This window comes from Pseudomonas sp. Xaverov 83 (assembly GCF_019352905.1).
GTDB classification, from domain to species: domain Bacteria; phylum Pseudomonadota; class Gammaproteobacteria; order Pseudomonadales; family Pseudomonadaceae; genus Aquipseudomonas; species Aquipseudomonas yamanorum.
In genome coordinates, this window is record NZ_JAAAFU010000097.1 from 121439 (window position 1) to 145040 (window position 23602).

Annotated in this window: 19 protein-coding genes; 4 read left to right on the top strand and 15 right to left on the bottom strand. The window is 61.9% G+C overall.

All coding sequences use genetic code 11. The annotated features are described in order from the left end of the window. Window positions 1–20 precede the first annotated feature (20 nt). The 15 genes from K0H47_RS30745 to K0H47_RS30815 all read right to left on the bottom strand — a co-directional run bounded on the left by K0H47_RS30745 (window position 21) and on the right by K0H47_RS30815 (window position 17156). On the bottom strand, window positions 21–959 hold the full coding sequence (locus tag K0H47_RS30745; protein ID WP_219274205.1) for a carbohydrate kinase: 939 nt from the start codon (window positions 957–959) through the stop codon (window positions 21–23). Between the two features lie 12 nt (window positions 960–971). After that, on the bottom strand, window positions 972–2453 hold the full coding sequence (gene xylB, locus K0H47_RS30750) for a xylulokinase (protein ID WP_093209630.1): 1482 nt from the start codon (window positions 2451–2453) through the stop codon (window positions 972–974). Between the two features lie 146 nt (window positions 2454–2599). Beyond that, entirely contained in the window at window positions 2600–4081 is a 1482-nt protein-coding gene (locus K0H47_RS30755) for a mannitol dehydrogenase family protein (RefSeq protein ID WP_219274207.1), read from the bottom strand. 18 nt (window positions 4082–4099) lie between these two features. Further along, the gene (locus K0H47_RS30760) at window positions 4100–5203 is read right to left on the bottom strand and encodes an ABC transporter ATP-binding protein (RefSeq protein WP_177071569.1); all 1104 of its coding nucleotides are present in this window, start codon (window positions 5201–5203) and stop codon (window positions 4100–4102) included. 37 nt (window positions 5204–5240) lie between these two features. Continuing rightward, entirely contained in the window at window positions 5241–6071 is an 831-nt protein-coding gene (locus tag K0H47_RS30765) for a carbohydrate ABC transporter permease (protein ID WP_003215312.1), read from the bottom strand. 10 nt (window positions 6072–6081) lie between these two features. Then, window positions 6082–7008, bottom strand: a complete 927-nt coding sequence (locus K0H47_RS30770; RefSeq protein WP_017475596.1) for a carbohydrate ABC transporter permease — start codon at window positions 7006–7008, stop codon at window positions 6082–6084. A 206-nt stretch (window positions 7009–7214) separates the two neighbouring features. Further along, complete coding sequence (locus K0H47_RS30775) at window positions 7215–8525, bottom strand: sugar ABC transporter substrate-binding protein (protein ID WP_063029833.1); 1311 nt, start codon at window positions 8523–8525, stop codon at window positions 7215–7217. A 330-nt stretch (window positions 8526–8855) separates the two neighbouring features. Beyond that, window positions 8856–9761, bottom strand: coding sequence for an AraC family transcriptional regulator (locus tag K0H47_RS30780; protein ID WP_063029835.1), 906 nt, complete (start codon window positions 9759–9761; stop codon window positions 8856–8858). Between the two features lie 73 nt (window positions 9762–9834). Beyond that, window positions 9835–11118 carry a glycosyltransferase gene (locus tag K0H47_RS30785; RefSeq protein ID WP_219274209.1) on the bottom strand — a complete coding sequence of 428 codons (1284 nt, stop codon included), beginning with the start codon at window positions 11116–11118 and terminating at the stop codon, window positions 9835–9837. A gap of 70 nt (window positions 11119–11188) precedes the next feature. Next, on the bottom strand, window positions 11189–12271 hold the full coding sequence (locus K0H47_RS30790) for a nucleoside hydrolase (RefSeq protein WP_201141730.1): 1083 nt from the start codon (window positions 12269–12271) through the stop codon (window positions 11189–11191). 24 nt (window positions 12272–12295) lie between these two features. After that, window positions 12296–13606 (bottom strand): MFS transporter, encoded by a 1311-nt coding sequence (locus K0H47_RS30795; protein ID WP_063029841.1) that lies wholly within the window; start codon window positions 13604–13606, stop codon window positions 12296–12298. A gap of 139 nt (window positions 13607–13745) precedes the next feature. Beyond that, window positions 13746–14378 carry an N-carbamoylsarcosine amidohydrolase gene (locus K0H47_RS30800; protein ID WP_219274211.1) on the bottom strand — a complete coding sequence of 211 codons (633 nt, stop codon included), beginning with the start codon at window positions 14376–14378 and terminating at the stop codon, window positions 13746–13748. Between the two features lie 74 nt (window positions 14379–14452). After that, window positions 14453–15205: an Asp/Glu racemase gene (locus K0H47_RS30805; protein ID WP_063029845.1), complete on the bottom strand. Its 753-nt coding sequence runs from the start codon at window positions 15203–15205 to the stop codon at window positions 14453–14455. Between the two features lie 11 nt (window positions 15206–15216). After that, a complete protein-coding gene (locus K0H47_RS30810; RefSeq protein ID WP_219274213.1) occupies window positions 15217–16026 on the bottom strand; it encodes an alpha/beta fold hydrolase in 810 nt (269 codons plus the stop codon). Next, window positions 16023–17156: an FAD-dependent monooxygenase gene (locus K0H47_RS30815; protein ID WP_177026053.1), complete on the bottom strand. Its 1134-nt coding sequence runs from the start codon at window positions 17154–17156 to the stop codon at window positions 16023–16025. The genes K0H47_RS30810 and K0H47_RS30815 overlap by 4 nt, the downstream gene beginning before the upstream one ends. A 307-nt stretch (window positions 17157–17463) precedes the next feature. Here K0H47_RS30815 and K0H47_RS30820 point away from each other — a divergent pair, with 307 nt between their 5' ends. The 4 genes from K0H47_RS30820 to K0H47_RS30835 all read left to right on the top strand — a co-directional run bounded on the left by K0H47_RS30820 (window position 17464) and on the right by K0H47_RS30835 (window position 23484). Next, window positions 17464–18516: a 2,5-dihydroxypyridine 5,6-dioxygenase gene (locus K0H47_RS30820; RefSeq protein WP_093209646.1), complete on the top strand. Its 1053-nt coding sequence runs from the start codon at window positions 17464–17466 to the stop codon at window positions 18514–18516. 189 nt (window positions 18517–18705) lie between these two features. Continuing rightward, on the top strand, window positions 18706–19143 hold the full coding sequence (locus K0H47_RS30825; RefSeq protein WP_063029853.1) for a MarR family winged helix-turn-helix transcriptional regulator: 438 nt from the start codon (window positions 18706–18708) through the stop codon (window positions 19141–19143). Between the two features lie 311 nt (window positions 19144–19454). Continuing rightward, the gene (locus K0H47_RS30830) at window positions 19455–19931 is read left to right on the top strand and encodes a (2Fe-2S)-binding protein (RefSeq protein WP_063029855.1); all 477 of its coding nucleotides are present in this window, start codon (window positions 19455–19457) and stop codon (window positions 19929–19931) included. Between the two features lie 16 nt (window positions 19932–19947). After that, window positions 19948–23484, top strand: a complete 3537-nt coding sequence (locus tag K0H47_RS30835) for a molybdopterin cofactor-binding domain-containing protein (protein ID WP_219274215.1) — start codon at window positions 19948–19950, stop codon at window positions 23482–23484. Window positions 23485–23602 lie beyond the last annotated feature (118 nt).

A 23602-nucleotide genomic window follows, 5' to 3' on the forward strand; every position in this document is an offset into this window, starting at 1 on the left:
GATTTTTTTCCGCGTATTTGTCAGTCCAGCTGACGACGATAGGGCAGGTCCGGCCCGGTCTTGCTGCAGGTGAGTGCCGCAGCACGGATGGCAAAGGCAAGCATGCTGCTGATCTGCTCCCGGGTCAGCTGTTGCAGGCCCTCCACCGAGTCCAGTTGCTGCTCGGTCAGCCAGGCAATCAACGCGGCCTGGAATGTATCGCCAGCCCCTACCGTGTCCGCCATGACGACCTTGACCGCTGGCGCCGACCAGCTGCCGTGCTGGCGGCTGAACACCGTCGCGCCATCGCCGCCACGGGTCAGGAATACCAGTTGGCAACGGTGCTGCAACCAGCCTTGCAGGACGCTTTTCGGGGCTTGGCCGGGGTAGAGCAGGTGCAGGTCTTCGTCACTGACCTTGATCAGGTCGGCATGCTTGACCAGCTCGGCCACGCGGGCGCGCCACAGCTCGATGTTCGGCTCGGGGTTCAGGCGTACGTTGGGGTCGAGGCTGATCAGGCGCTTGCCACTTTCCCGGCGCACCAGGGCCAGCAACGTGTCGGCAATCGGCTGCACCACCAGTGAGAACGAGCCGATGTGTACACCACGCACTTCGTCGCCCAACGCCGGTAGATGCTCAAGTCGCAACTGGCGGTCGGCGCAACCTTCACCGCGAAAGCTGTATTGCGGTGAACCGTTGGCACCCACGGCGACCATTGCCAGGGTGGTCGGCGCGGCGAACTCCACGAGGTACTCCTCGCCCACGCCTTCGTCCTTGAGCACCTGCAACAGGCGTCGACCCAGGTAGTCGTCGGAGATCCCGGCGAAAAAGCCCGCATCGATTCCCAGTCGACGCAAACCTACTGCGACGTTAAACGGCGAGCCGCCGGCAATCGCCTTGTAATTGACCCTGGATGCCTTGCCGCTGGCATCGTCCTCGCTGAAAAAATCAAACAGCGCTTCGCCACATACCAAATACATATTCGTTCGCTCTTAAAGGGATGCCACGTGCTGTTGATAACGCTCATAAGCCTGCTGGTAGGCACTGACGCTGCCGGCATTCGGCACCGTGCGGCTGGTCGCGTCGACGCTGACGCAACGCTGGCACAACTGCGCCAGGCTCTCACCGGACTGGCACCACGCGGCCTGGATCGCCGCGCCGAGGGCCGCGGCTTCGCTTTGTTCGGTGCAGACCACTTCGGTGTTCATGATATCTGCGACCATCTGACGCCACACCGGGCTTTTCGAGCCGCCACCGATCAGGCGGATGCTCTGGCTTTGCAGACCGGTCTGGCGCAACAGGTCCAGGCCGTAGCGCAAGCCGAAGGTGGTGCCTTCGACCACGGCGCGGCACAGGTTGGCGCGGGTCAGGTTGGTCATGGTCAAGCCGTGCAGGCTGCCGGTGGCGTGGGGCAGGGCGGGCACCCGCTCGCCGTTGAGGAACGGCAGCATGCTCACGCCGTCGGCGCCAATCGGCGCCTCGGCCACCAGCGCGTTGAACGCCGCCAAGTCCAGGTCGAACAGCTCGCGGATGACCCCGGTGGCGTTGGTCAGGTTCATGGTGCAGATCAACGGCAGCCAGCCGCCGCTGGAGGAACAGAAGGTCGCGACCGATGCCTGCGGGCTGACGTTGGCCTGATCGGCAAAGGCATACACGGTGCCGGATGAACCCAGGCTCATGGTGATCACGCCGGGGGCGATATTGCCGGTGCCGATGGCGCCCATCATGTTGTCGCCGCCGCCGCTGGAGACTTGCGCATTCGGGTTGATGCCCAGGCGTTCGGCGATGGCGGGCAGGATGGTGCCCACGGCTTGATTCGCTTCGATCAATTCGGGCAGTGCCGCTTCCAGTCGCCCGTCGGGATCAATGTGGCGCAGCAGTGCGAGGTCCCATGCCCGGGTGCGTACGTTGAAATAACCGGTGCCGGAAGCATCGCCGTATTCCGCGCAGGCGCGGCCGGTGAGCCAGTAGTTGAGGTAGTCGTGGGGCAGCAGGATATGCGCGATGCGCACGAACACGTCCGGGTGTTGCTCGCGGGTCCACAGCAGCTTGGACACGGTGTAGCCCGGCGCGATGGCCACGCCGAGGCGTTCCAGGGAGCCGCTTTCACCGCCGAGGTGCTGCAACAGACGATCGTTTTCCGGTGCGGTTTCGGTGTCGCACCAGAGTTTGGCGGGGCGCAGCACCTGGCCCTGGTCGTCGAGCAGTACCAGGCCGTGTTGCTGGCCGGAAACGCCGATGGCGAGGATGTCCTGGCCGTCCACGCCAGCCTGTTGCAAGGCGCGGTGAGTGGCTTCGGTAAAGGCGTCCAGCCACTCCTGGGTGTGCTGTTCGCGGCGGCCATTGGCACCGCTGATCAGCGTGTGGCTGGCGGCGCCCAGGCCCAGGACTTTGCCGCTGCTGGCGTCCAGCACGATGGCCTTGGTGCCCTGGGTGCCGCAGTCGATGCCGAGATAGAGGTTTTGCTGGGTCATGGTAGGTCGCTCAGCACATTAGGGATGTGGAATGCGATCAATGTGGGAGCTGGCTTGCCTGCGATGGCGCCTGTTCAGTCAGTAATGGTGTGACTGATACACCGCTATCGCAGGCAAGCCAGCTCCCACAGTTTGATTCGGTTCCGTCAGTTGAGATTGGCGAGCAGCCGCTCCAGCGTTTTACTCACACCCACATCCTGCAGGCTTTCGAAACACCGCTCAAACGCTGCCACAAACTCGGGCGAGTTGGGAATAGCCGTACCAAAAATCTCTTCGACCCCCAGCAGCCGCTTGCTGATCAACGCATCTTCCGTCACCAGCCCCTGGCAAAACTCGGCGCGGGGGTCCGGAATGCGGTAGATCACCCCATTCTCATCCACGCCTTTCAAGTACAGCGCCCACGCTGCCACTACCAATGCGGCACGCTCGGTCTCGCGCCCGTCGGCAATCAGGCGGTTGATGGTCGGTACGGTGAACTTTGGAAACTTCGACGAGCCATCGGAACACACGCGCTCCAACTGGTCGGCAATCGCCTGGTTGGAAAAGCGATCCACCAGGGTCTGCTTGTATTCGGTCAGGTCGATCCCCGGCACCGGTGCCAGGTTGGGCGTGACGTCCAGGTCCATGTAGGCGCGCATATAGGCCACGAACAACGGGTCGTTCATGGTTTCGTGGACGAAGCGGTAACCCTTCAGGAAACCCAGGTACGTCAGTGCCAGGTGGCTGCCGTTGAGCAGGCCGATCTTCATCTCTTCATACGGCGTCACGTCATCGGTGAACTGCACGCCTACGGTTTCCCACGCCGGGCGGCCGTTGACGAACTTGTCCTCCAGTACCCACTGCACAAACGGTTCGCAGACCACCGGCCAGGCGTCGTCAATGCCGTGCTCGTCATGCAGTTGCAGGCGGTGCGCAGTGCTGGTCATCGGCGTGATGCGGTCGACCATGGCGTTCGGGAAGCTGACGTTGGCCTTGATCCACTCATGCAGCTCAGCGTCATGCAGCGCGGCAAAGGCCAGCAACGCCTTGCGGGTCACGGCGCCGTTGTGGGGCAGGTTATCGCAGGACATCACGGTAAACGCCGGAAGCCCCGCCGCCCGGCGCTGGGTCAACGCAGCGCAGATAAAGCCGAACACGGTTTTCGGCGAGCCCGGGTTGGCCAGGTCGTGCTGGATCTGCGGCAGGTGGGCCATGAACTCGCCGTTGCTGTCGTCGATGCAGTAGCCGCCTTCGGTGATGGTCAGCGAGACAATCCGAATCTCTGGGCTGGCCAGCTTGTCGATCAGCGCCTGGGCACCGTCTTCGGCCAGCAGCATGTCGCTGATGGAACCGATCACACGCACTTCGGTGTCGTCGGTGTCCCCCAGTTCATACAGGGTAAACAGATAGTCCTGGCCGGCCAGGTCGTCTCGGGCCTTGCGGTCTTCAGTCCGCAGGCCCACGCCGCAAATGCTCCAGTCCAGGCCCACGCCGGTATTCATCAAGGCGTCGGTGTAATACGCCTGGTGCGCGCGGTGGAAGCCGCCGACGCCAATGTGCGCGATGCCCTGGCTGGTATTGGCAATCGCATAGGCTGGCAGTTGCACTTCAGGCGCCAGTTGCGTGAGGTTTTGCTTGTTCAGTTTCATCGGGAAATTCTCGCGAAATCAGGCGGCGGCGCGCAGTGGACGGGCCACGGCAACACCGTCAGCGTCGAACAGATGGCATTGGGTCGGGTCCAGGTACAGCTGCAGGGTTTCGCCATACTGGCTGGCCATGTCGCCACGGATCCGCATGGTCAACGGCTCCTTGCTGGCGGTGATGACGTGGCAGAAAGTGTCGCTGCCCAGGCGCTCACCGACGTCGGCGGTAACGGTCAGGGTGGCCTGGCCAGGGGTGGCGATTTCCAGGTGTTCCGGACGAATGCCCAGGGTCACCGCGCTGCCAACGCTCAAGGTGGCGCTGCTCAGGGGCAGGCTGATGCGGCCGCCGGCGTCCAGTTCGACGTCGCAGCTCTGGGCATCCACGCGGCTGACCTTGCCTTTGAGGAAACCCATTTTCGGCGTGCCCAAAAAGCCTGCGACAAACAGGTTGGCCGGCTGGTGATACAGCTCCAGCGGCGAGCCCACCTGTTCCACGCGGCCGCTGTTCAGTACCACCACCTTGTCGGCCAGGGTCATGGCTTCGACCTGGTCGTGGGTCACGTAGATCATGGTGGCTTGCAGTTCTTTATGCAGGCGCGACAGCTCCAGGCGCATCTGCACCCGCAGGGCGGCATCGAGGTTGGACAGGGGTTCGTCGAACAGGAAGATCTTCGGGTTACGCACAATCGCACGGCCAATGGCGACACGCTGGCGCTGTCCGCCGGACAACTGCTTGGGCTTGCGCTCAAGCAAAGGGCCCAGCTCCAGGATACGTGCTGCTTCGTTGACCTTGCTCTCGACAATCTTCTTGTCGACGCCGGCCAGGTCCAGGGCAAACGACATGTTCTTGCGCACGCTCATGTGCGGGTACAGGGCGTAGGTCTGGAACACCATCGCCAGGTCGCGCTTGGCCGGGGTGACTTCGGTGATGTCGCGGCCATCCAGTTCGATGGTGCCTTCGGTGACTTCTTCCAGGCCGGCAATCAAGCGCAGCAGGGTGGATTTGCCGCAGCCCGACGGGCCGACGAACACCACGAACTCCTTGTCGTTCACTTCAAGGTCGATGCCCTTGATGATGGAGAAACCTTCGAAGCCTTTTTGCAGATTCTTGATTTTCAGGTTGGCCATGATGGGCCTCCGCTTCTAAATATTTTTAAAGGAACCGTTACTTCACGGCGCCGAAGGACAAACCGCGGACCAGCTGTTTCTGGCTGATCCAGCCAAAGATCAGGATCGGCGCACAGGCCAGGGTCGACACGGCAGACAATTTGGCCCAGAACAAACCTTCGGGGCTGGAATAGGAGGCGATCAGCGCGGTGAGCGGCGCAGCGTTGGACGAGGTCAGGTTCAGCGACCAGAACGCCTCGTTCCAGCACAGGATCAGCGACAGCAACACCGTGGAAGCCAGGCCGCCCTTGGCGATCGGCAGCAGCACCCGGACCATTTCCTGCCACAGGGTGGCGCCGTCCAGGCGTGCGGCTTCGAGGATGTCCTTGGGGATGTCCTTGAAGTAGGTGTAAACCATCCAGACCACAATCGGCAGGTTGATCAGGGTGTAGATGATGATCAGCGCGATGCGCGTGTCCAGCAGGCCGAAGCTCTTGGCCAGCAGGTAGATCGGCATCAGCACGCCCACTGGCGGCAGCATCTTGGTGGAGAGCATCCACAGCAGCGTGCCCTTGGTGCGCTTGGTCTCGTAGAACGCCATGGAGTAGGCGGCCGGTACCGAGATCAGCAGGCACAACGCGGTGGCGCTGAAGGAGATCAGCACCGAGTTCCAGGCGTAGCTGAAGTAGTTGCTGCGCTCGTTGATGTGCAGGTAGTTCTCCAGCGTCGGCGTGAAGATGAACTGCGGCGGCGTGGCGAACGCGTCGATTTCGGTCTTGAAGCTGGTCAGCACCATCCAGAAGATCGGGAAGAAAATCAGGATCGCGATGGCCCAGGCCAGGGTGCCGAGCAGCACGCTTTGCAGGCGGCGGGATTGTTGAAGCGTCATGGCGCGGCCCTCAAGGCTTGTCAGTCAGGTTTTTGCCGATCATCCGCACCAGGATGATCGCCGCGATATTGGCGATGACCACGGCAATCAAGCCGCCGGCCGAGGCCATGCCCACATCGAACTGCACCAGCGCCTGGTTGTAGATCAGGTAGGCGAGGTTGGTCGAGGCGTAGCCGGGGCCGCCGTTGGTGGTGGTGAAGATTTCGGCGAACACCGAGAGCAGGAAGATGGTTTCGATCATCACCACCACGGCAATCGGGCGCGCCAGGTGCGGCAAGGTCAGGTGCCAGAAGATCGCGATGGCGCCGGCACCGTCGAGGCGGGCGGCTTCCTTCTGTTCCTGGTCGAGGGACTGCATGGCGGTCATCAGCAGCAGGATCGCGAAGGGCAGCCACTGCCAGGACACGATGATAATGATCGACAGCAACGGGTAATGGGCCAGCCAGTCCACTGGCTGGGCGCCGAACAGCTTCCACACGTAGGCGAGGATCCCCGACACCGGATGGAAAATCAGGTTCTTCCAGATCAGCGCACCGACGGTGGGCATGATGAAGAACGGTGAAATCAGCAACACCCGCACCAGGCCGCGACCGAAGAACTCGCTGGCTTCCAGCAGGGCGCTGATCAGTACGCCAAACACCACGCTGATCAGCAAGACGCTGCCCACCAGCAACAGGGTGTTGGTGGCGCCGGGCAAGAAGCCCGAGTCGGTGATGAAGTAGGTGAAGTTCTCCAGCCCCACGAACTGGTTTTCGCCGGGGTAGAGCAGGTTGTAGCGAATCAGCGAGAAGTACAGGGTCATGCCCAGCGGCACGATCATCCACAGCAGCAACAGGGCCACCGAGGGGCTGACGAGGAACCAGCCGGGATTTATCAGGCGGCTTTTACGCGGCTTGTCCGGCGAAGCGGTTTGCACTTGGGCAGTGGTGGTATTCATGGTGATCAGGACCAGTCAGGTACATGCAGAGCGAGCGTCGAGCGCGGTCGATGTGGGAGCTGGCTTGTGTGGGAGCTGGCTTGCCTGCGATGGCATCCCCTCGGTTTAACTGACAGACCGAGGTGTGTGCATCGTAGGCAAGCCAGCTCCCACCAAGAGCCTCTCACACAAAAGCGGGTTCCCACATTCAGTGGGGTGTGCCCGCTTTACTTGGGATAACCGGCCCGCTTCATTTCGCGTTCGGTGAAGGTCTGTGCGTCCGCCAGGGCTTTTTCGGCAGTGGAGCCACCGGTCAGTGCGCTGGAGAAGAACTTGCCGACCTGGGTACCAATCGCCTGGAACTCAGGAATGGTCACCAACTGGATACCCACATACGGCACCGGCTTGGCCGACGGATCTTTCGGGTTCGCGACTTTCAGCGATTCCAGCGTCACCTTGGCAAACGGCGCAGCCTTCATGTATTCGTCGCTGTAGGTCGACGTGCGGGTACCTGGCGGTACGTTGGCAATCCCGTCGGTCTTGGCGACCAACTGGCTGTATTCCTTGGAAGTGGCCCAGGTGGTGAAGACCTTGGCGGCGTCCTTGGCTTTGGAGCTGGTTGGAATCCCCAGGGACCACGAGTACAGCCACGAAGTACCTTTGTCGGTCTTCTCGTGCGGTGCAAAGGTAAAGCCGACGTGGTCAGCCACCTTGCTTTGGGTCTTGTCGGTGACGAACGAGCCGGCGACGCTGGCGTCGACCCAGATCGCGCACTTGCCGCTGTTGAACAGCGCCAGGTTTTCGTTGAAACCGTTGCTGGAAGCACCTGGCGGGCCGGACTTCTTCATGTTGTCGACGTAGAAGTTCAGCGCGTCCTTCCACTCAGGCCCGTTGAATTCCGGCTGCCACTTCTCATCGAACCAGCGTGCACCGTAGCCGTTGGCGAGGGTGGTGATCAGTGCCATGTTCTCGCCCCAACCGGCTTTGCCCCGCAGGCACAGGCCGTACTGTTCCTTGTCCTTGTTGGTGAGTTTGGCGGCGAACTCGCCGATCTGCGTCCAGGTGGGGTGCTCAGGCATGGTCAGCCCGGCGTCCTTGAACAGGTCGGTGCGGTAATAGGTGATGGAGCTTTCGGCGTAGAACGGCAGGGCGTACAGCGAACCCTTGACGGAAAGGCCGTCACGCACGGACGGGAAAACATCATCCAGGTCGTAGGACGCAGGCAGGTCCTTCATCGGTTCCAGCCAGCCTTTTGCGCCCCAGAGTGCAGCTTCGTACATGCCGATGGTCAGCACGTCGAACTGTCCGCCCTGGGTGGCGATGTCGGTGGTGAGGCGTTGGCGCAGGACGTTTTCTTCGAGTACCACCCAGTTCAGCTTGATCTCCGGATGCTCGGTCTCGAAGGTTTTCGAGAGCTTTTGCATGCGGATCATGTCGCTGTTGTTGACGGTGGCAATGGTCAGGGTTTGCGCGCCAAGACTGACGGCGCTGAGGGTCATGCAGGTACAGGCAAGCAGAGCTTTAGCTGTGAACTTCATCGCGCACTCCATTTCTGCGCCCAGGGGCTGCAGAAGGACAGTTATTGTTGTTGTGTCTTCCACGACAGCTGGAAGAGTGTGCGTTGATTACAGCCTTCAATTGACGTGCTGACAAATCCTTGGGAGCACTTTTACTGATACTTTTTTGCACTGCATCGGAAAATTACTGAAACGGTTTACCAGGCGGGTAGGGTTTCCCGGGAACACGGTTCAATGTGGGAGGCTGGCTTGCCTGCGATAGCGGTGTGCCAGTCAACTCAGCCATTGGTGATCCGCCGCTATCGCAGGCAAGCCAGCTCCCCACAGTAAAGCAGCCCTGCGTTGCGGTTTTCAGGCCAGGTTCTGCTCGGTTAACCGCTGCACCGCCAAACGCCGGTAGTGGGACGGTGTCATGCCCTTGAGCTGTTGGAAGCGGCGGTTGAAATTGGAGATGTTGTTGAAGCCTGACTCGAAGCACACATCGGTCACGGCCTTGTCACCATCGGCCAACAGCTCACAGGACTTGCTGATGCGCAGCCGATTGACGAATTCGATGAAGGTGCGCCCGGTGGCTTGTTTGAATACGCGGGAGAAGTAGGTGGGCTTCATTCCGAGGTATTCGGCCACTTCTTCCAGGGACAACTCACGCGCGTAGTGGGCAAATATGTAGTCCACCGCGCGGTTGGTGCGGTCGATGCTGTGTTCGTCTGCCAGTTGCGGGGTGGTCACGCCGGAGAGCAGTTGGTAATCCTCGCAGGCACTGAGCACCTCCATCAGGATGAAGAAATGCCCCAGGCGCGCCATGCCCTGGGCGTCTTCGATGCGCTGCATCAGGGTCATGGCCTGGGCGATGGTCTTCTTGCAACGAAATTCGATGCCGTATTGCGCCCGTTCCAGCAGCGGCGCCAGGGTCTTGAGCTCGGCAAAGATATGGCTGCCGCCGTCGAACAGCTCGTCGGTGAAGTTCACCAGCATGTCTCGCTTGGGCACCACTTCGTCCTCGGCCACCTGGCTGATCCAGTTGTGGGGCAGGTTGGGGCCGGTGAGGAACAGGCTTTCCGGGTAGAAGTTGCCGATGTAGTCGCCGATAAACACCTTGCCGGAGCTGGCGACGATCAGGTGCAGCTCATATTCCTTGTGGAAATGCCAGCGCACCAACGGGCACGGGAAGCCGTGTTGGCGGTAGATGATGGACAGACCGTTGTGATCGTCCATCAGCTCATAGGAAGGATCGGTGATTCTCGCTGCTCGGGTCATGCTGCAGTCGCTTTATTGTGGGGGCGCAAAAAGGATAATGCCCCCTTGCGCGCCACCTCGCCAGCGTCTGTGTTTACAGGCTGCGGTTTTTCGCCTCGATCCACTGCGCCATGTATTGGGTACTTTTGTGCAGGTGATGGCGCAGCATGCTGCCGGTGAAGTTGTTGCGGCGGTGCTCGGCCAGCTCGCTGCGGCACTGCTCCAGGCGCGCCACCAGGGCCGGGCCGTGAAGATCCTGAGCGTACCGGCGGGCGAGTAATTGCCTACCGTCTTCCTGGGCCTGGGCCCAGCGCTCCTGGTCCTGATACAACGCAACCGCTTGCGCCGCCAGCGCACTGGCGCTGTGCTCGACCACGCCGGGCCACGGTTCACCCATGGCTTCGGCACCCACTGGTGTGGTGACGCTCGGTGTGCCACAGAGCATCGCGTCGGCCAGCTTGCCCTTGATCCCGGCACCAAACCGCAGAGGCGCGAGGCAGATGCGCGCGGCAGTCATGACCTGCAACGCGTCTTCGGCCCAGTTCATCACATGGAAGCCTTGGGCCGGGTTGTGCAGGGCAGTGGCCTTGGGCGGCGTGTAGGCGCCATACACGTGGAGTTGAACACCCGGCAGTTGCTGGCGGATCAGCGGCCACACGCTGTTCTTCATCCACAACACAGCATCCCAGTTCGGCGCATGGCGAAAGTTGCCGATGCTCAGGAAGTGCGCGCGGTCTTCAAACGGCGCGAAGGCCTCGGTGGGCGGTATCACCATCAGCGGGCACCAGTGGAGCAGGGCGGCGGGCACGTTGAAGTGTTCGGTCAGCAACTGGATTTCCACATCGGAGATCATCAGGCTGATGTCGCAGCGGTAGATCGCGGCGATCTCGCGCTTGGCCAGGTCGGTATCGGCCATGTAAGTGAATTCGGCGGCCAGGTCCTGGCTGAACAAAGGGCTGAAGTCGTCAGCCTCGGGTTGCGTCTTCAGGAAGTCCTTGAGGCGCTGGTGCCGGGCATCCCGCAGGCTTTGCAGGTCGGAGCTTTCGAGTACGCGGAGCGCATTCGGGCAGCATTTCTCTACGCGCCAGCCGAACTGTTCTTCCATCATGAAACGGTCGAACAGCACGATATCCGGGGCAAGTTGCTGAATGAATTCGTCGAAACTGCTGTTATTCAGCTCGATCGCACATTCGCGAACGCCCAGGGCGGGCAAGTCGGCCTTGTGCTCACCCGAGGCGGCGGGGCTGCTGAAGGTAATGTCCCAACCCTGGGCCAGGAAACTCTCGAGAATCTGCATCATGTGCCCGCCGGCTGCCGAGGAGCGGGGCTCTGGCCAAACGTAACCAATGACCAGGACTTTGGTGGCGGGCTGATTCATCGACAACGGATTCCTTGAAGGGCTGGGCAAAACGCGCAATTAAACCACAGCCCTTCAAGTTACAGCGCAGTCAGCGGGAGATGTTGACCGGCGTGGGCAACGTCACCAGGTTGACGTAGCCATCCCAGAACTTCTTCTGGTCCACGGCAAACACCACCTTGGCCTTCTGCGTGCCCACCGGCGCGCCTTTCTGGTAGCCCAGTGCCCGGCCGTAATCGGCGCCGAAGGTGGCGTCTACATCCACCCACAGTTCGCGGGACTCGGTGACGATCTCGGGGCTGACGAGAAACAGCGCCGGCAGGCTGTCCCAGGTGAAGCTGTGGTAGGCCGGGTCCTTGTCGAACAGCGGCCCGAACTCGTGTTTATACAGGTCGGCAATTGCGCCTTTGTGGGCAATCACCCGCTGGTACACCGACTTGTCGAAGGTGACTTTCTCACAGACATCGTTGGGGAAAATCACGTGTTCGATCGGCGAGCGCAACACGATCTTCGCGGCCTCCGGGTCGAACCACCAGTTGAACTCCGCCGCCGGCGTAGTATTGCCCGGAATTTCCAAGGCGCCGCCCATGTATACGATGCGCTTGATCAACGGCACGATGTCCGGCGCCGAACGAATCGCCAGGGCAATGTTGGTCAGTGGGCCGACCGCCAGAATCGTCACCTCGTGGGGGTTGGCCCGCACGCTGTCGACGATGAACTGGACGGCGGTTTCCTTGCGCAGTTGGGTGTGAGTGGCCAGCCCGTCCGGCGGGGTTGCCAGTTGGGATGCGCTGGTTGGACGCGGGTTCTTGAATGCGCCCGGCCAGCCGGAACCGAACAGGGCTTTTTCCGCCTCATAGGTGGTGTAGTCATGCAGCAACGGGTAGGCGGCGCCGGAATAGACGCCGACTGCCTTTTCCACGCCCATGCGCTCCACGGCCTTGAGGGCGTCCACCTGTTCCTGGTCGACCCAGGCGTTACCGCTGACCAGGGTCATGCCCAGCAGGTCGATGCGTTTTTGCCCATGCAGCTGGGCAAGCATGATAAAGGCCTGGCCGTCATCGTTGAGCACGTTGAAGTCGGTATCGAATATCACCTTTTCTGCGGCCTGCGCCGTACCGGCACACAGGCCGACGGCGACAAGCAGGGCACAGCGCTTGATGAAACCTTGCATGGAGACTCACCCCAGGAATTGTTGTTAACGGTTTACCAGTTTCGCCGGCAACGCGATGACCAGGAAGCTGCTGAGAATCAGGCAGCCGGCGAAAAACCATAAAGCCCCGGCACTGCTGCCGGTGACGTCGATCGCCACCCCCATCAACGAATTGCTTACCAGGCCTGCGATGTTCGCCAGTGAGCAGGCCAGGGCAAAACCGGTGGCCGCTGCGGTGCCTTTGAGAAAGGTCGCCGGCAGGCTGAAAAACACCGGCACCGCACCGATGATTGCCGCGGAGGCAATCGCAAACAAGGCCACGGTGGCGACCACGTTATGGGTGAAGAAGGTGCTGGTGGCCATCGCCGCTGCGCCGATGAAAAACGGCACGATGATGTGCCAGCGGCGTTCGCGGTGTTTATCGGAGCTGGCGCCGATCAGCAGCATACCCAGCAGCGCCGCCACGCTGGGCAAGGCGGTGAGGATGCCGATGTGAAAGGTGTCGGTGATGCCGGCGTTGCGGATAAAGGTCGGCATCCAGAACCCCATGGCATAGGCGCTGAGCAGGATCGAGAAGTCGATACCGCCGAGCATCCATACCTTGAGGTTGAAGAACCCGTCGCGGAAGCTGTGCTTGCTGTCGGCACCGTCGGCGTCATCCTTGCGCAGTTCGCTTTCCAGCAGGGTCTTTTCTTCCGGCGACAACCACTTGGCTTGCTGATAGGTATTGGGCAGGGCCCAGAAGGTCCACACACCGAGCAATACGCTGGGCACTGCTTCAATCAGGAACAGCCACTGCCAGCCGCGCAGGCCGCCCATGTTGTCGAAGTGGCCCATGATCCAGCCGGACAGCGGGCCGCCGATCACGCTGGACAGCGGCAGGCCGATCATGAACAGGGCGATGATCCGCCCCCGGCGATGGGTGGGAAACCAGGTGGTCAGGTAATACAGTACGCCCGGCAGGAACCCGGCCTCGGCGGCGCCCAGAAGGAACCGCAGGATGTAGAACTGGGTGGTGGAGGTGACCAGCATGGTGCAGGCCGAGAGCAGGCCCCAGGTGATCATGATGCGGGCGATCCAGATCTTCGCACCGACCTTTTCCAGGATCAGATTGCTCGGGACTTCGAAGAGGATATAGCCGACAAAAAACAGCCCGGCGCCGAGGCCGAACGCGGTTTCGCTGAAGTGCAACTGGTCGAGCATCTGCAGTTTGGCAAAGCCGATATTGATGCGGTCCAGGTAGGCTGCCAGGTAGCAGAAACACAGGAACGGAATCAGCTTCCAGGTGATCTTGTGGTAGAGCGTGTTGACCGGATCGGCGACCGTAGTCGCGGGCGCTGCATTCGCAATGGGCATTGGGGTGTCTCCTGGCGGTGACTTATGGTTTTTATACAGCCGCTTTTTTTCAGCACTTCGGAGTGCTGTGAAAGCGACGTCCAAAGGCAGTGTCAGAAGAGTGCAAGACCGCGCTCTGTGGCGCGGTTCTTATGAAACCTTATTGCTCCTTGAACTTGCTCATCGCCTCCTGCTTGCTGACCACATCGCCGTACTTGCTGTCGATATCAAACAAGTTGGCTTCATGGGGCGCCGGGTGACGGTCGCCGACGCATTCGCGCACGACGATGGTACGAAAGCCGTGTTGCACCGCATCCACCGCCGTGGCCCGGATGCAGCCGCTGGTGGAGCAGCCGGCGAGCACCACGGTGTCGATGCCCTGGGCGTGCAGCATCGGGGCCAGGCTGCTGCCGAAAAACGCACTGGCGTATTGTTTGGTGATCACCACTTCATTGGCCAGGGGCAAGACCTCGGTGCAAAAGGCGGCGAGGGGATTGCCCTCCACCATGTCTTTCATCACCGGGGCCTTTTTGATCCAGATACCGCCGTCGGCGAAATGGCCGGGATGGTAGCGGATATTGGTGTGCACCACGCTGATTCCGTGACGCCTGGCGCAGGCCAGCAGCTCGACGCTTTCGGCCACGGCGATGCGCACTTCGGGGGCAAACAGTGGCGCGCCTTCGGTGGTATAGCCTTGCATGAAGTCGATCATCAGCAAGGCGGATTTTTTGCCGAAGCCGATTCGGTTGCCCCAGACGCCCTGGTAGTTGGCATCGGCGGATTGTTCGCTCATCTTTCAGTCCTCGGTAATGGACAGTGCACATAACCTGTGGCGAGGGAGCAAGCTCCCTCGCCACAAAAGCGTTTTTAGTAGGCGCCGGAGAGCAGGGCGCCGGCGCCGGGGACGATGGGTTCCAGGTCCAGGGCCTTGAGCATGGCGTAGGTGGTGGCGATGGCGGCGGTGAGTACCGGCAGGCCGGTTTGCGCTTCGACCTTGGCCACTACCGGCAGCGACTGCATTTGTACGCAGGCCGACAGCACGATCACGTCGACGCCTTCCAGGTTCATCCCGGCGACGATGGCCGGCAGGTTGGCCGGGTCATGGCGGGCCACTTCGAGGTTGTCGGGGATTTCCAGGGCGCGCCAGTCCACCACGTCAAAGCCTTCTTCGCGGATGTAGTTCACCACCAATTCGGTGAGGGGTTTCATGTACGGTGCGACGATGGCGATGCGCTTGGCGCCCATCACTTTCAGGCCTTCGATCAAGGCGCCGGCACTGGTGATCACCGGGGCGTTGGCGTCGTTGTCGGCAGTGGCCTTGCGCAGGCGTTGCTCGGATTTGCGGTGGTAACCGAGCCCCATGGCCATGATCGCCACCAGGCAGGCGTAGCCCAGCACGTCGACCTTGGCGTCGGACAGCTCGATGGCGCACCGGTCGGACTCGCCGTCCATCGCCGCCAGTTCTTCCTTGCGCACTTGCTTCATGCGCATGCGGCTGGAGTGAAAGGTGAAACGTTCCGGGCGGATCGCCTGGCGTGCGTTGAGCATCGCCGGGATCTCGGTCTCCATGGTGGTGTTGGAACTCGGCACGATCTGGCCGATGCGGTAAGGCTTGAGCATGATGGTCTCCGTTATGCAGTCAGGGGCTGGCCGAGGAAGTCGCCGAAGGCGCTGAAAAAACCTTCAAGGTCGTCCCAAGGGATCATGTGCCCCGCATTCGGGACATGGGCGACCTGCAGGCTTGGCTGTAACTGCCGGACTTCCGCGACATCTTCGGGCTGAATAACACCGCCGCGTCCGGCAACAATTAACAGGGCAGGGGCCTCCAGGTGCGGCAGATCCTGATGGAAGTCGACGGTGTGGAAGTCGTTGAAGGCGCGAACGATGGCCGGCTCGTAGCAGGTGTGCAGCCATTCGGCGCGCAGTTGCAATTGTTCTTCGGTCCAGGTGGCGCAGAAGGCGCGCATTGCTTCAGCGTCCATGCCCACCAGCGACTGGCGGATCGAATCGACGTACCACGCCAGTTTGCTCGGGTATTCACGGCGACCGGGGCCGGACACCGGCGGGTCGATCAGCACCACACGGTTAACCCCTCGTGGCTGGCGCACCGCACTGCGCACCGCAAACCGCGCGCCCATGGAGTGACCTACCAAGTGATAGCTGTCGAGCTTGAGAGCGTCGGCAAAGGCACCAATGTCATCGGCGCAGGTGTCGGCGCTGTAGTCCAGTTCCGGGCCGGTGGACGACAGGCCGCGACCGCGCACATCCAGCACGTAGGTGTCGAAATGCAGGCCCAGGCGTTCCGCAACAAAACCCCAGGTAATCGCCGGGCTGGTGATGCCGGGAATCAGGATCAGCGCCGGACCCTTGCCGCCATAGCGCAGGTAATGCTGGCGAATGCCGTTTGCCTGGACGTTGCCGCCGTAGAGAAAGCTGCTCACGCGGCCACCCCCGATTTCAGCTGCTGGGCGTAGAGGTCATAGCCGTAGACCCAGTCAGGATCTTCCTGGGTGCGCAGCCAGGTGTTGGCGTTGGACACGGCTTGTACCCGGGAAGCCCGTTCCTTGCGGTTGGCTTCATACAGTTCGAAAGCGGTGCGGTAGTCGCTGATGCCGGTTTCCTGCAGGCAGCGGGTGAGCATCGCCGCGTCTTCGATGGCCATGCCGGCGCCCTGGGCCATGTGCGGCTTCATCGGGTGGCAGGCATCGCCCAGCAATACCAGGCGGCCGCGACTCCACAGCGGCAGCGGGTTGCGGTTACGCAACGGCCATTTGGTCACGCTTTCGGTGGATTCGATCAGGGCCTGGACGGTGGGGTGGTAGCCCTTGAAGGCGTCGAACATCTCTTCGCGACTGCTGTCGACGAAGGCGCCCTGGAAGTCCCATTCCGGGTGCGGCACGCCGGTGACGTAGTAGTACTCGTCGCGCTTGCCGGTGGTGTAGTAGACCATCATGTGCCGGTCCTCGGTCCACCACTTGATGCAGTCTTCGAACTTCAGGTCGTACTTGGCCAGTTGATCGCCACGGATCAACGCACGGTGGGCGACCCAGCCGCTGTACAGCGGTTTTTCCGCGCCCAGCAGCTCTTCACGAATGCGCGAGTTGATGCCGTCGGCACCGATCACGATGTCGGCGTAGGTCACCTCGCCGTCGGCGAAGGTCAGGCGCACCTGGGTGTCGGTTTCTTCGAGGGTTTCCAGGCGCTTGTTGAAGTGCAGGGTGCCGGGCTTGAGGGTGGACATCTGCAGCGCGTGCAGGTCGCCGCGGTGCACGGTGATGTAGGACGCGCCGTAGCCGGTCAGGGGAATGCGGGACAGGTAATCACCGGTTTCACCGTCGCGGCTGAACCAGTGCTCGGGGTGCGAGCCCATCAGGTCCAGCTGTTTTTCAATGCCCATGCGCCGGAAGATTTTCATGATGTTGGGGCCCATGTGGATCCCGGCACCCAGGCGCGAAAATTCTGGCGCCTGTTCGTAGATGTCCACGTCGAACCCTGCCTGTTGCAGCAGCGTGGCAGCGGCGGCACCGCCAAGGCCGGCGCCGACGATTGCGATTTTTTGTGTGCTTGCCATGGGGCGTGGTCCTCTTTTTCGAATGATGGCCAGCGGCGTCAGTCCGCAAGGTTTTTAAAGTGTATACGCTCATTTTTTCAAATGAAAAGCCCACACCTGAAAAATTATTTTTTGGCCACATCGATCCCGTGTAACCGTAAATAGCCATATTTCATTGGGGTTGTGTGGAATCGTAACGTTTTGGCGTGGTGCTTGCAGTCCATGCCGAAATCAGTTCTTATCGTGTTTAATTGGCGTATACGCTATAAAAACGCACTGAAGTGAAGCGCGCTGCCAGATCTTGGTGCAACAGCTGAGGAGACAGAAAATGCCGGTAAGTGATTGCGAACTGACCCAGATGTTTGAACACGTGTTGAAGCTCTCGAAGGTCGACCCGACCCAGAGCGTTGCCGTGCTCAAGAGCCATTACTCCGACCCGCGCACCGTGCGCGCCGCGATGGACGCGGCGCAGCGCTTGGGGGCCAAGGTGTATGCGGTGGAGTTGCCGTCGTTCAACCATCCCCGGGCGATGGGCAATGACATGACCGCCTACTGCGGCGACACCGCGCTGACCGGGAATATCGCGGCCCAGCGGGCGCTGGAAGCGGCGGACCTGATCGTCGACACCATGATGCTGTTGCACTCGCCGGAGCAGGAACAGATCCTCAAGACCGGCACCCGCATCCTGCTGGCGGTAGAACCCCCGGAAGTACTGGCGCGCATGCTGCCCACCGAAGAAGACAAGGTACGGGTGCTGGCCGCTGAAGAACTGCTGAAAAAGGCCCGCTCGATCCACGTCAAATCCCGCGCCGGCAGCGATTTCCGCGCAGCGCTGGGGCAATACCCGTCCGTCACCGAATACGGTTTTGCTGACGAACCTGGGCGCTGGGACCACTGGCCGAGCGGCTTTCTGTTCTCCTGGCCCAACGAAGAAACCGCCGAAGGCGTGCTGGTGCTGGACATCGGCGACATCCTGCTGCCGTTCAAGACCTACACCCGGGAGAAAATCACCCTGGAGATCGAGAAGGGCTTCATCACCAAAATCCACGGTGGTTTCGAAGCCGAATACCTGCGCGACTATATGAAATACTTCAACGACCCTGAGGTTTACGGCATCTCCCACATCGGCTGGGGCCTGCAGCCACGGGCGCAATGGACGGCGATGGGCCTGCACGACAAGAACGACGGCATGTGCATGGACGCCCGGGCGTTCTACGGCAACTTCCTGTTCTCCACCGGCCCGAACACCGAAGTCGGCGGCACCCGCAAAACCCCGTGCCACATGGACATCCCGTTGCGCAATTGCGACGTCTACCTCGATGACCAAGCCGTCGTCATCGCCGGCGACGTCGTAGCCCCCAAGGCCTCCCTGGCACACTGAAAATCTCTGTGGGAGCTGGCTTGCCTGCGATAGCGCCGGCACATTCAACACCAATGTGCCTGACACACCGCTACCGCAGGCAAGCCAGCTCCCACATTTTTGATCGGGTTTCTTCGATGAGAAACTTGAGAACCTCGGGTAAGCCCGCCATCATGCCACTCCATCGACCACCGCCTTCCCGAGCCCGCCGTGCCTGATTCCTACGTTTTCTCCGAGCAAGTCGGCCACCTGTTGCGCAAGGCCTACCAGCGCCACCTGGCGATCTTCCAGCAGAACGTCGGCGACTCCCAGCTCACCGCCGTGCAGTTCGTCACCCTGTGCGCCCTGCGCGATCACGGTGCAAGTTCGCTCACCGAACTGGTCAAGGCTACCGCCGTCGACCAGGCGACCATCCGCGGCATCGTCGAACGCCTCAAGGCCCGCGAACTGATCACCCTCGAACCCGATCCCCAGGACAAACGCAAAGTCGTCGTCAACCTGTCCGACTCTGGCGCCGCCCTGGTGCAGCAAACCGTGCCTTGCGCCGCCACCATCACCGAACTGACCTTGAGCAACCTCAACCCCGCCGAACGCGTCGCCGTACTGTTCCTGCTACGCAAAATGATCGACGACCCCCAAACCCCGTAGCAGCTGTCGAGCCCCAGCGAGGCTGCGTCGGCTGCACCGCCGTTATCGAGCCAGGCACAAGACCGCGTCGGCCGCACCGCCGTTATCGAGCCAGGCACAAAACCGCGTCGCCCGCCACGCAGCCTCGCCAAGGCTCGACAGCTGCTACGGCGGATATGTTATTTCCACGATGGTCTGGCACCGTTTTTGCTCTACGTTGATGTAGTAACCACTTCACCAGTCAAGTGTGTCGCGAGACCCCAGGTGCGCGACGCTTTTTTTTTGACTGTTTGATGTAGTGGGCACTTCACCAAACCCAACGGGCGAAGCGAATGATCAGCCAGCACATCACGGTAACGCTTGAGGTCAACGGCCACACCACCGAAGTCAGCGCAATGGCCGACACCCCGCTATTGCTGATTCTGCGCAATGACCTGCAACTCAACGGCCCCAAATACGGCTGCGGCCTGGGGGAGTGCGGCGCCTGCACGGTAATCATCGACGGCGTGGCTGCACGCTCCTGCGTCTTCCCATTGTCGGGCGCCGTGGGCCGCGACATCGTCACCCTCGAAGGCCTCGGCACCCGCGAAACCCCGCACCCGGTGCAACAGGCCTTTATCGACGAGCAGGCCGCCCAGTGCGGCTACTGTCTCAACGGCATGATCATGACCGCCAAGGCCTTGCTCGACCGCAATCCCAACCCCAGCGAAGCCGAGGTGCGCACCGAGCTGTCGGGCAACCTCTGCCGCTGCGGCACCCATATCGAAATCCTCCGCGCGGTGCTGCGTGCCGCCCGCCAAACGCCTTGAACGTGGATCGATGACCATGACTGACGCAATCCCTTCCCGCGACCAATGGCTGGCCAAGGCCGGCGTCCTGCTGATCGTCGACGACGTGCTGCCACCTTCGGGGCCGGTGGCCAAAGGCGGTACTCCGACGATCAAACCCAAGGAACTGGGGCTGTTTATTGCGGTGAACGATGACGGGCTGGTGTACGCCTTCAACGGGCATGTGGACCTGGGCACCGGCATTCGCACCTCCCTGGCGCAGATCGTCGCCGAAGAACTGGACCTGACCATGGAGCAGGTGCGCATGGTGCTGGGCGACACCGAACGGGCGCCGAACCAGGGCGCGACCATTGCCAGCGCAACGTTGCAGATCTCCGCAATCCCGTTGCGCAACGCTGCCGCCGAAGCCCGGCGTTTCCTGCTGATGCGGGCGGCGCAACGTTGGTCGGTCAGTGCACAGAGCCTCACGGTCGACGCGGGCGTGATTACCGCCGAAGACGGACGAACCATCACCTATGGCGAACTGGTCATGGGCGAGCATGACGAACTGCGCATCAGCGGCGATGCACCGCTTAAAGCCACCGTCGATTACCGCCTGGTGGGCAAGGGCGCAGCCCGGGTGGATATCCCCGGCAAAGCTACCGGCGAGCTGACTTACGTTCACGACATGCGCGTACCGGACATGCTTCACGGCCGGGTAATCCGCCCACCTTATGCGGGGCTGGATTGCGGTGATTTTGTCGGCAATAGCCTGCTGAACGTCGACGAATCATCCGTTGCCCATATCCCGGGCATTGTTGCCGTGGTGGTGATCCGTGATTTTGTCGGTGTGGTCGCCTTGCGTGAAGAACAGGCGATCAAGGCCGCCCAGGAATTGCGGGTGCACTGGAAACCCTGGAATAACCAACTGCCGGACATGAGCGACGTGGAGCAGGCGATTCGCGATAACCCACGGGTACGCCGAACCGTGCTCGACCAGGGCAACGTCGACGCAGCCCTGGCCGCCGCCAGCCAGCGCATGCCGCGCACCTACCTGTGGCCGTACCAGATGCACGGCTCCATCGGCCCCTCCTGCGGCGTGGCGGATTATCAGCCCGGGGTCAGCCGGGTCTGGTCCGGCAGCCAGAACCCGCACCTGCTGCGGGCCGACCTGGCCTGGCTGCTGGAATGCGCGGAAGAATCCATCGAGGTGATCCGCATGGAGGCTGCCGGCTGCTACGGCCGCAACTGCGCCGATGACGTGTGTGCCGACGCCTTGCTGCTGTCCCGTGCGGTGGGCAAGCCGGTGCGGGTGCAACTGACCCGCGAACAGGAACACCTGTGGGAGCCCAAGGGCACCGCGCAACTGATGGAGGTCGACGGCGGCCTGAACGCCGACGGCAGCATCGCCGCCTATGACTTTGAAACCAGCTACCCGTCCAACGGCGCGCCCACTTTGGCACTGCTGCTGACCGGCCGGGTCGAGCCGGTGGCGGCGATGTTCGAGATGGGCGATCGCACCTCGATCCCGCCCTACGACATCGAGAACATGCGCATCACCATCAACGACATGGCACCGATCGTGCGCGCCTCGTGGATGCGCGGCGTGTCGGCGTTGCCCAACACCTTCGCCCATGAATCCTATATCGACGAACTCGCGTTCGCCGCCGGCGTCGATCCGGTGGAATACCGCCTGCGTTACCTGAAGGACGAGCGCGCCATCGACCTGGTGAAATCCACTGCCGAGCGGGCCAACTGGGCACCGCGTACCGCGCCGATGCAGACTGCCAACGAAGACCACCTGCTGCGAGGCCGGGGCTTTGCCTACGCGCGCTACATCCACAGCAAGTTCCCTGGCTTCGGCGCCGCGTGGGCGGCCTGGGTGGCGGATGTGGCCATCGACAAACAGACCGGCGATGTCTCGGTGACCCGGGTGGTGATCGGGCACGACTCGGGGATGATGATCAACCCGGCGGGGGTGCAGCATCAGATCCACGGCAATGTGATCCAGTCCACCAGCCGCGTGCTCAAGGAGCGCGTGACCTTTGAAGAGTCCACCGTGGCGAGCAAAGAGTGGGGCGGTTATCCGATCCTGACCTTCCCTGAAGTGCCGCAGATCGACGTGCTGATGATGCCGCGCCAGGACCAGCCACCGATGGGCGCCGGTGAATCCGCCTCGGTGCCCAGCGCAGCCGCGATTGCCAACGCGATCTACGACGCCACCGGGATTCGTTTTCGCGAGCTGCCGATTACTCCCGAGCGGGTATTGGCGGCGCTGAATGCAGGCACATTGGGCGAGCCGGCGAAGTCCCCGGAGAAGCGCCGCAAATGGTTGTTCGGCTCATTGTTCGCCGCCTTTGGCGCGGTGCTGGGCATGGCCGCCACCGCGTGGCCGTTTCACAGTGAAATCGCCCCGATCGCGCCGCCCAGCGCCGGCACCTGGTCCAAGGCCACCCTGGAACGTGGGCGTTTGCTCGCGGCCGTAGGGGATTGCGCGGTGTGCCACACGGCGCCGGGTGGCGCCACCAATGCCGGCGGGCTGGCGATGCACACGCCGTTCGGCACGCTGTACAGCAGCAATATCACCCCGGATGAGAAGACCGGGATTGGCGGCTGGTCGTACCCGGCGTTCGAGCGGGCGATGCGCGACGGCATCGGCCGTGACGGGCGCAACCTGTACCCGGCGTTTCCCTATACCGCGTTTCGTAATATCAACGATGCGGACATGCAGGCGCTGTACGCCTACCTGATGTCCCAGGCGCCGGTCAGCCAGGCACCGGTGTCGAATGCGATGAAGTTTCCGTTCAATATCCGGCCGTTGATGGCCGGGTGGAACGCGCTGTTTTTGCGCCGAGGGGAAATCAGCGTGCAACCCCAAAGAAGTGAGCAATGGAATCGCGGCGCCTATCTGGTCAACGGGTTGGGGCACTGCGCGGCGTGCCACTCGCCGCGCAACCTGATGGGAGCGGAGAAGGGCGGTAAAGCATTCCTCGCGGGCGGCAGGGTGGATGGTTGGGAAGCTCCGGCGTTGAATGGCTTGTCCAAGGCGCCGACGCCGTGGACCGAGGACCAATTGTTCACCTATCTGAGCACCGGTTATTCCGATGCCCATGGGGTGGCAACGGGGCCGATGGGGCCGGTGGTGACTGAGCTGGCCAAACTGCCCAAGACCGATATCCGCGCGATCGCGGTATACCTGGCCTCGCTGAATGACAGCGGCGCCGCCGAAGCACAGGTGGTGGCGGCTGTGACAGTGCCCAATGCCAACGGGCGGCGGGTATTCGAAGGCTCGTGCAAAGCCTGCCATGCCGACGGGCAGGGGCCGAAGCTGTTCGGGGTCAGCCCGTCACTGGCGACCAATACCAACGTGCACAGCGATGAACCGGACAATCTGATCAAGGTGATTTTGCAAGGGATCAGCACTCCGGCGACCAGGGACCTGGGCTATATGCCGGGCTTCAAGGACAGCCTGTCGAATACCCAAGTGGCAGAGCTGGCGTCATACCTGCGTACCCGCTTCGCGCCCAATGCGCCACAGTGGGAAGGCCTGGAGCAAAAGGTCGCTCACCTGCGAGCCAATCCCGGCACTCACTGACGGATTCAAGCCATATGGAGATCAAATGTGGGAGCTGGCTTGCCTGCGATAGAGGTGCGCCAGTCACTGAATTATGAGCTGACCCACCGCAATCGCAGGCAAGCCAGCTCCCACATTT

Excerpts from the sequence above, each read along its gene's own strand:
- K0H47_RS30745 (WP_219274205.1), bottom strand. The coding sequence starts at position 959 with ATGTATTTGGTATGTGGCGAAGCGCTGTTTGATTTTTTCAGCGAGGAC.
- xylB (WP_093209630.1), bottom strand. The coding sequence starts at position 2,453 with ATGACCCAGCAAAACCTCTATCTCGGCATCGACTGCGGCACCCAGGGC.
- K0H47_RS30755 (WP_219274207.1), bottom strand. The coding sequence starts at position 4,081 with ATGAAACTGAACAAGCAAAACCTCACGCAACTGGCGCCTGAAGTGCAA.
- K0H47_RS30760 (WP_177071569.1), bottom strand. The coding sequence starts at position 5,203 with ATGGCCAACCTGAAAATCAAGAATCTGCAAAAAGGCTTCGAAGGTTTC.
- K0H47_RS30765 (WP_003215312.1), bottom strand. The coding sequence starts at position 6,071 with ATGACGCTTCAACAATCCCGCCGCCTGCAAAGCGTGCTGCTCGGCACC.
- K0H47_RS30770 (WP_017475596.1), bottom strand. The coding sequence starts at position 7,008 with ATGAATACCACCACTGCCCAAGTGCAAACCGCTTCGCCGGACAAGCCG.
- K0H47_RS30775 (WP_063029833.1), bottom strand. The coding sequence starts at position 8,525 with ATGAAGTTCACAGCTAAAGCTCTGCTTGCCTGTACCTGCATGACCCTC.
- K0H47_RS30780 (WP_063029835.1), bottom strand. The coding sequence starts at position 9,761 with ATGACCCGAGCAGCGAGAATCACCGATCCTTCCTATGAGCTGATGGAC.
- K0H47_RS30785 (WP_219274209.1), bottom strand. The coding sequence starts at position 11,118 with ATGAATCAGCCCGCCACCAAAGTCCTGGTCATTGGTTACGTTTGGCCA.
- K0H47_RS30790 (WP_201141730.1), bottom strand. The coding sequence starts at position 12,271 with ATGCAAGGTTTCATCAAGCGCTGTGCCCTGCTTGTCGCCGTCGGCCTG.
- K0H47_RS30795 (WP_063029841.1), bottom strand. The coding sequence starts at position 13,606 with ATGCCCATTGCGAATGCAGCGCCCGCGACTACGGTCGCCGATCCGGTC.
- K0H47_RS30800 (WP_219274211.1), bottom strand. The coding sequence starts at position 14,378 with ATGAGCGAACAATCCGCCGATGCCAACTACCAGGGCGTCTGGGGCAAC.
- K0H47_RS30805 (WP_063029845.1), bottom strand. The coding sequence starts at position 15,205 with ATGCTCAAGCCTTACCGCATCGGCCAGATCGTGCCGAGTTCCAACACC.
- K0H47_RS30815 (WP_177026053.1), bottom strand. The coding sequence starts at position 17,156 with ATGGCAAGCACACAAAAAATCGCAATCGTCGGCGCCGGCCTTGGCGGT.
- K0H47_RS30820 (WP_093209646.1), top strand. The coding sequence starts at position 17,464 with ATGCCGGTAAGTGATTGCGAACTGACCCAGATGTTTGAACACGTGTTG.
- K0H47_RS30830 (WP_063029855.1), top strand. The coding sequence starts at position 19,455 with ATGATCAGCCAGCACATCACGGTAACGCTTGAGGTCAACGGCCACACC.
- K0H47_RS30835 (WP_219274215.1), top strand. The coding sequence starts at position 19,948 with ATGACTGACGCAATCCCTTCCCGCGACCAATGGCTGGCCAAGGCCGGC.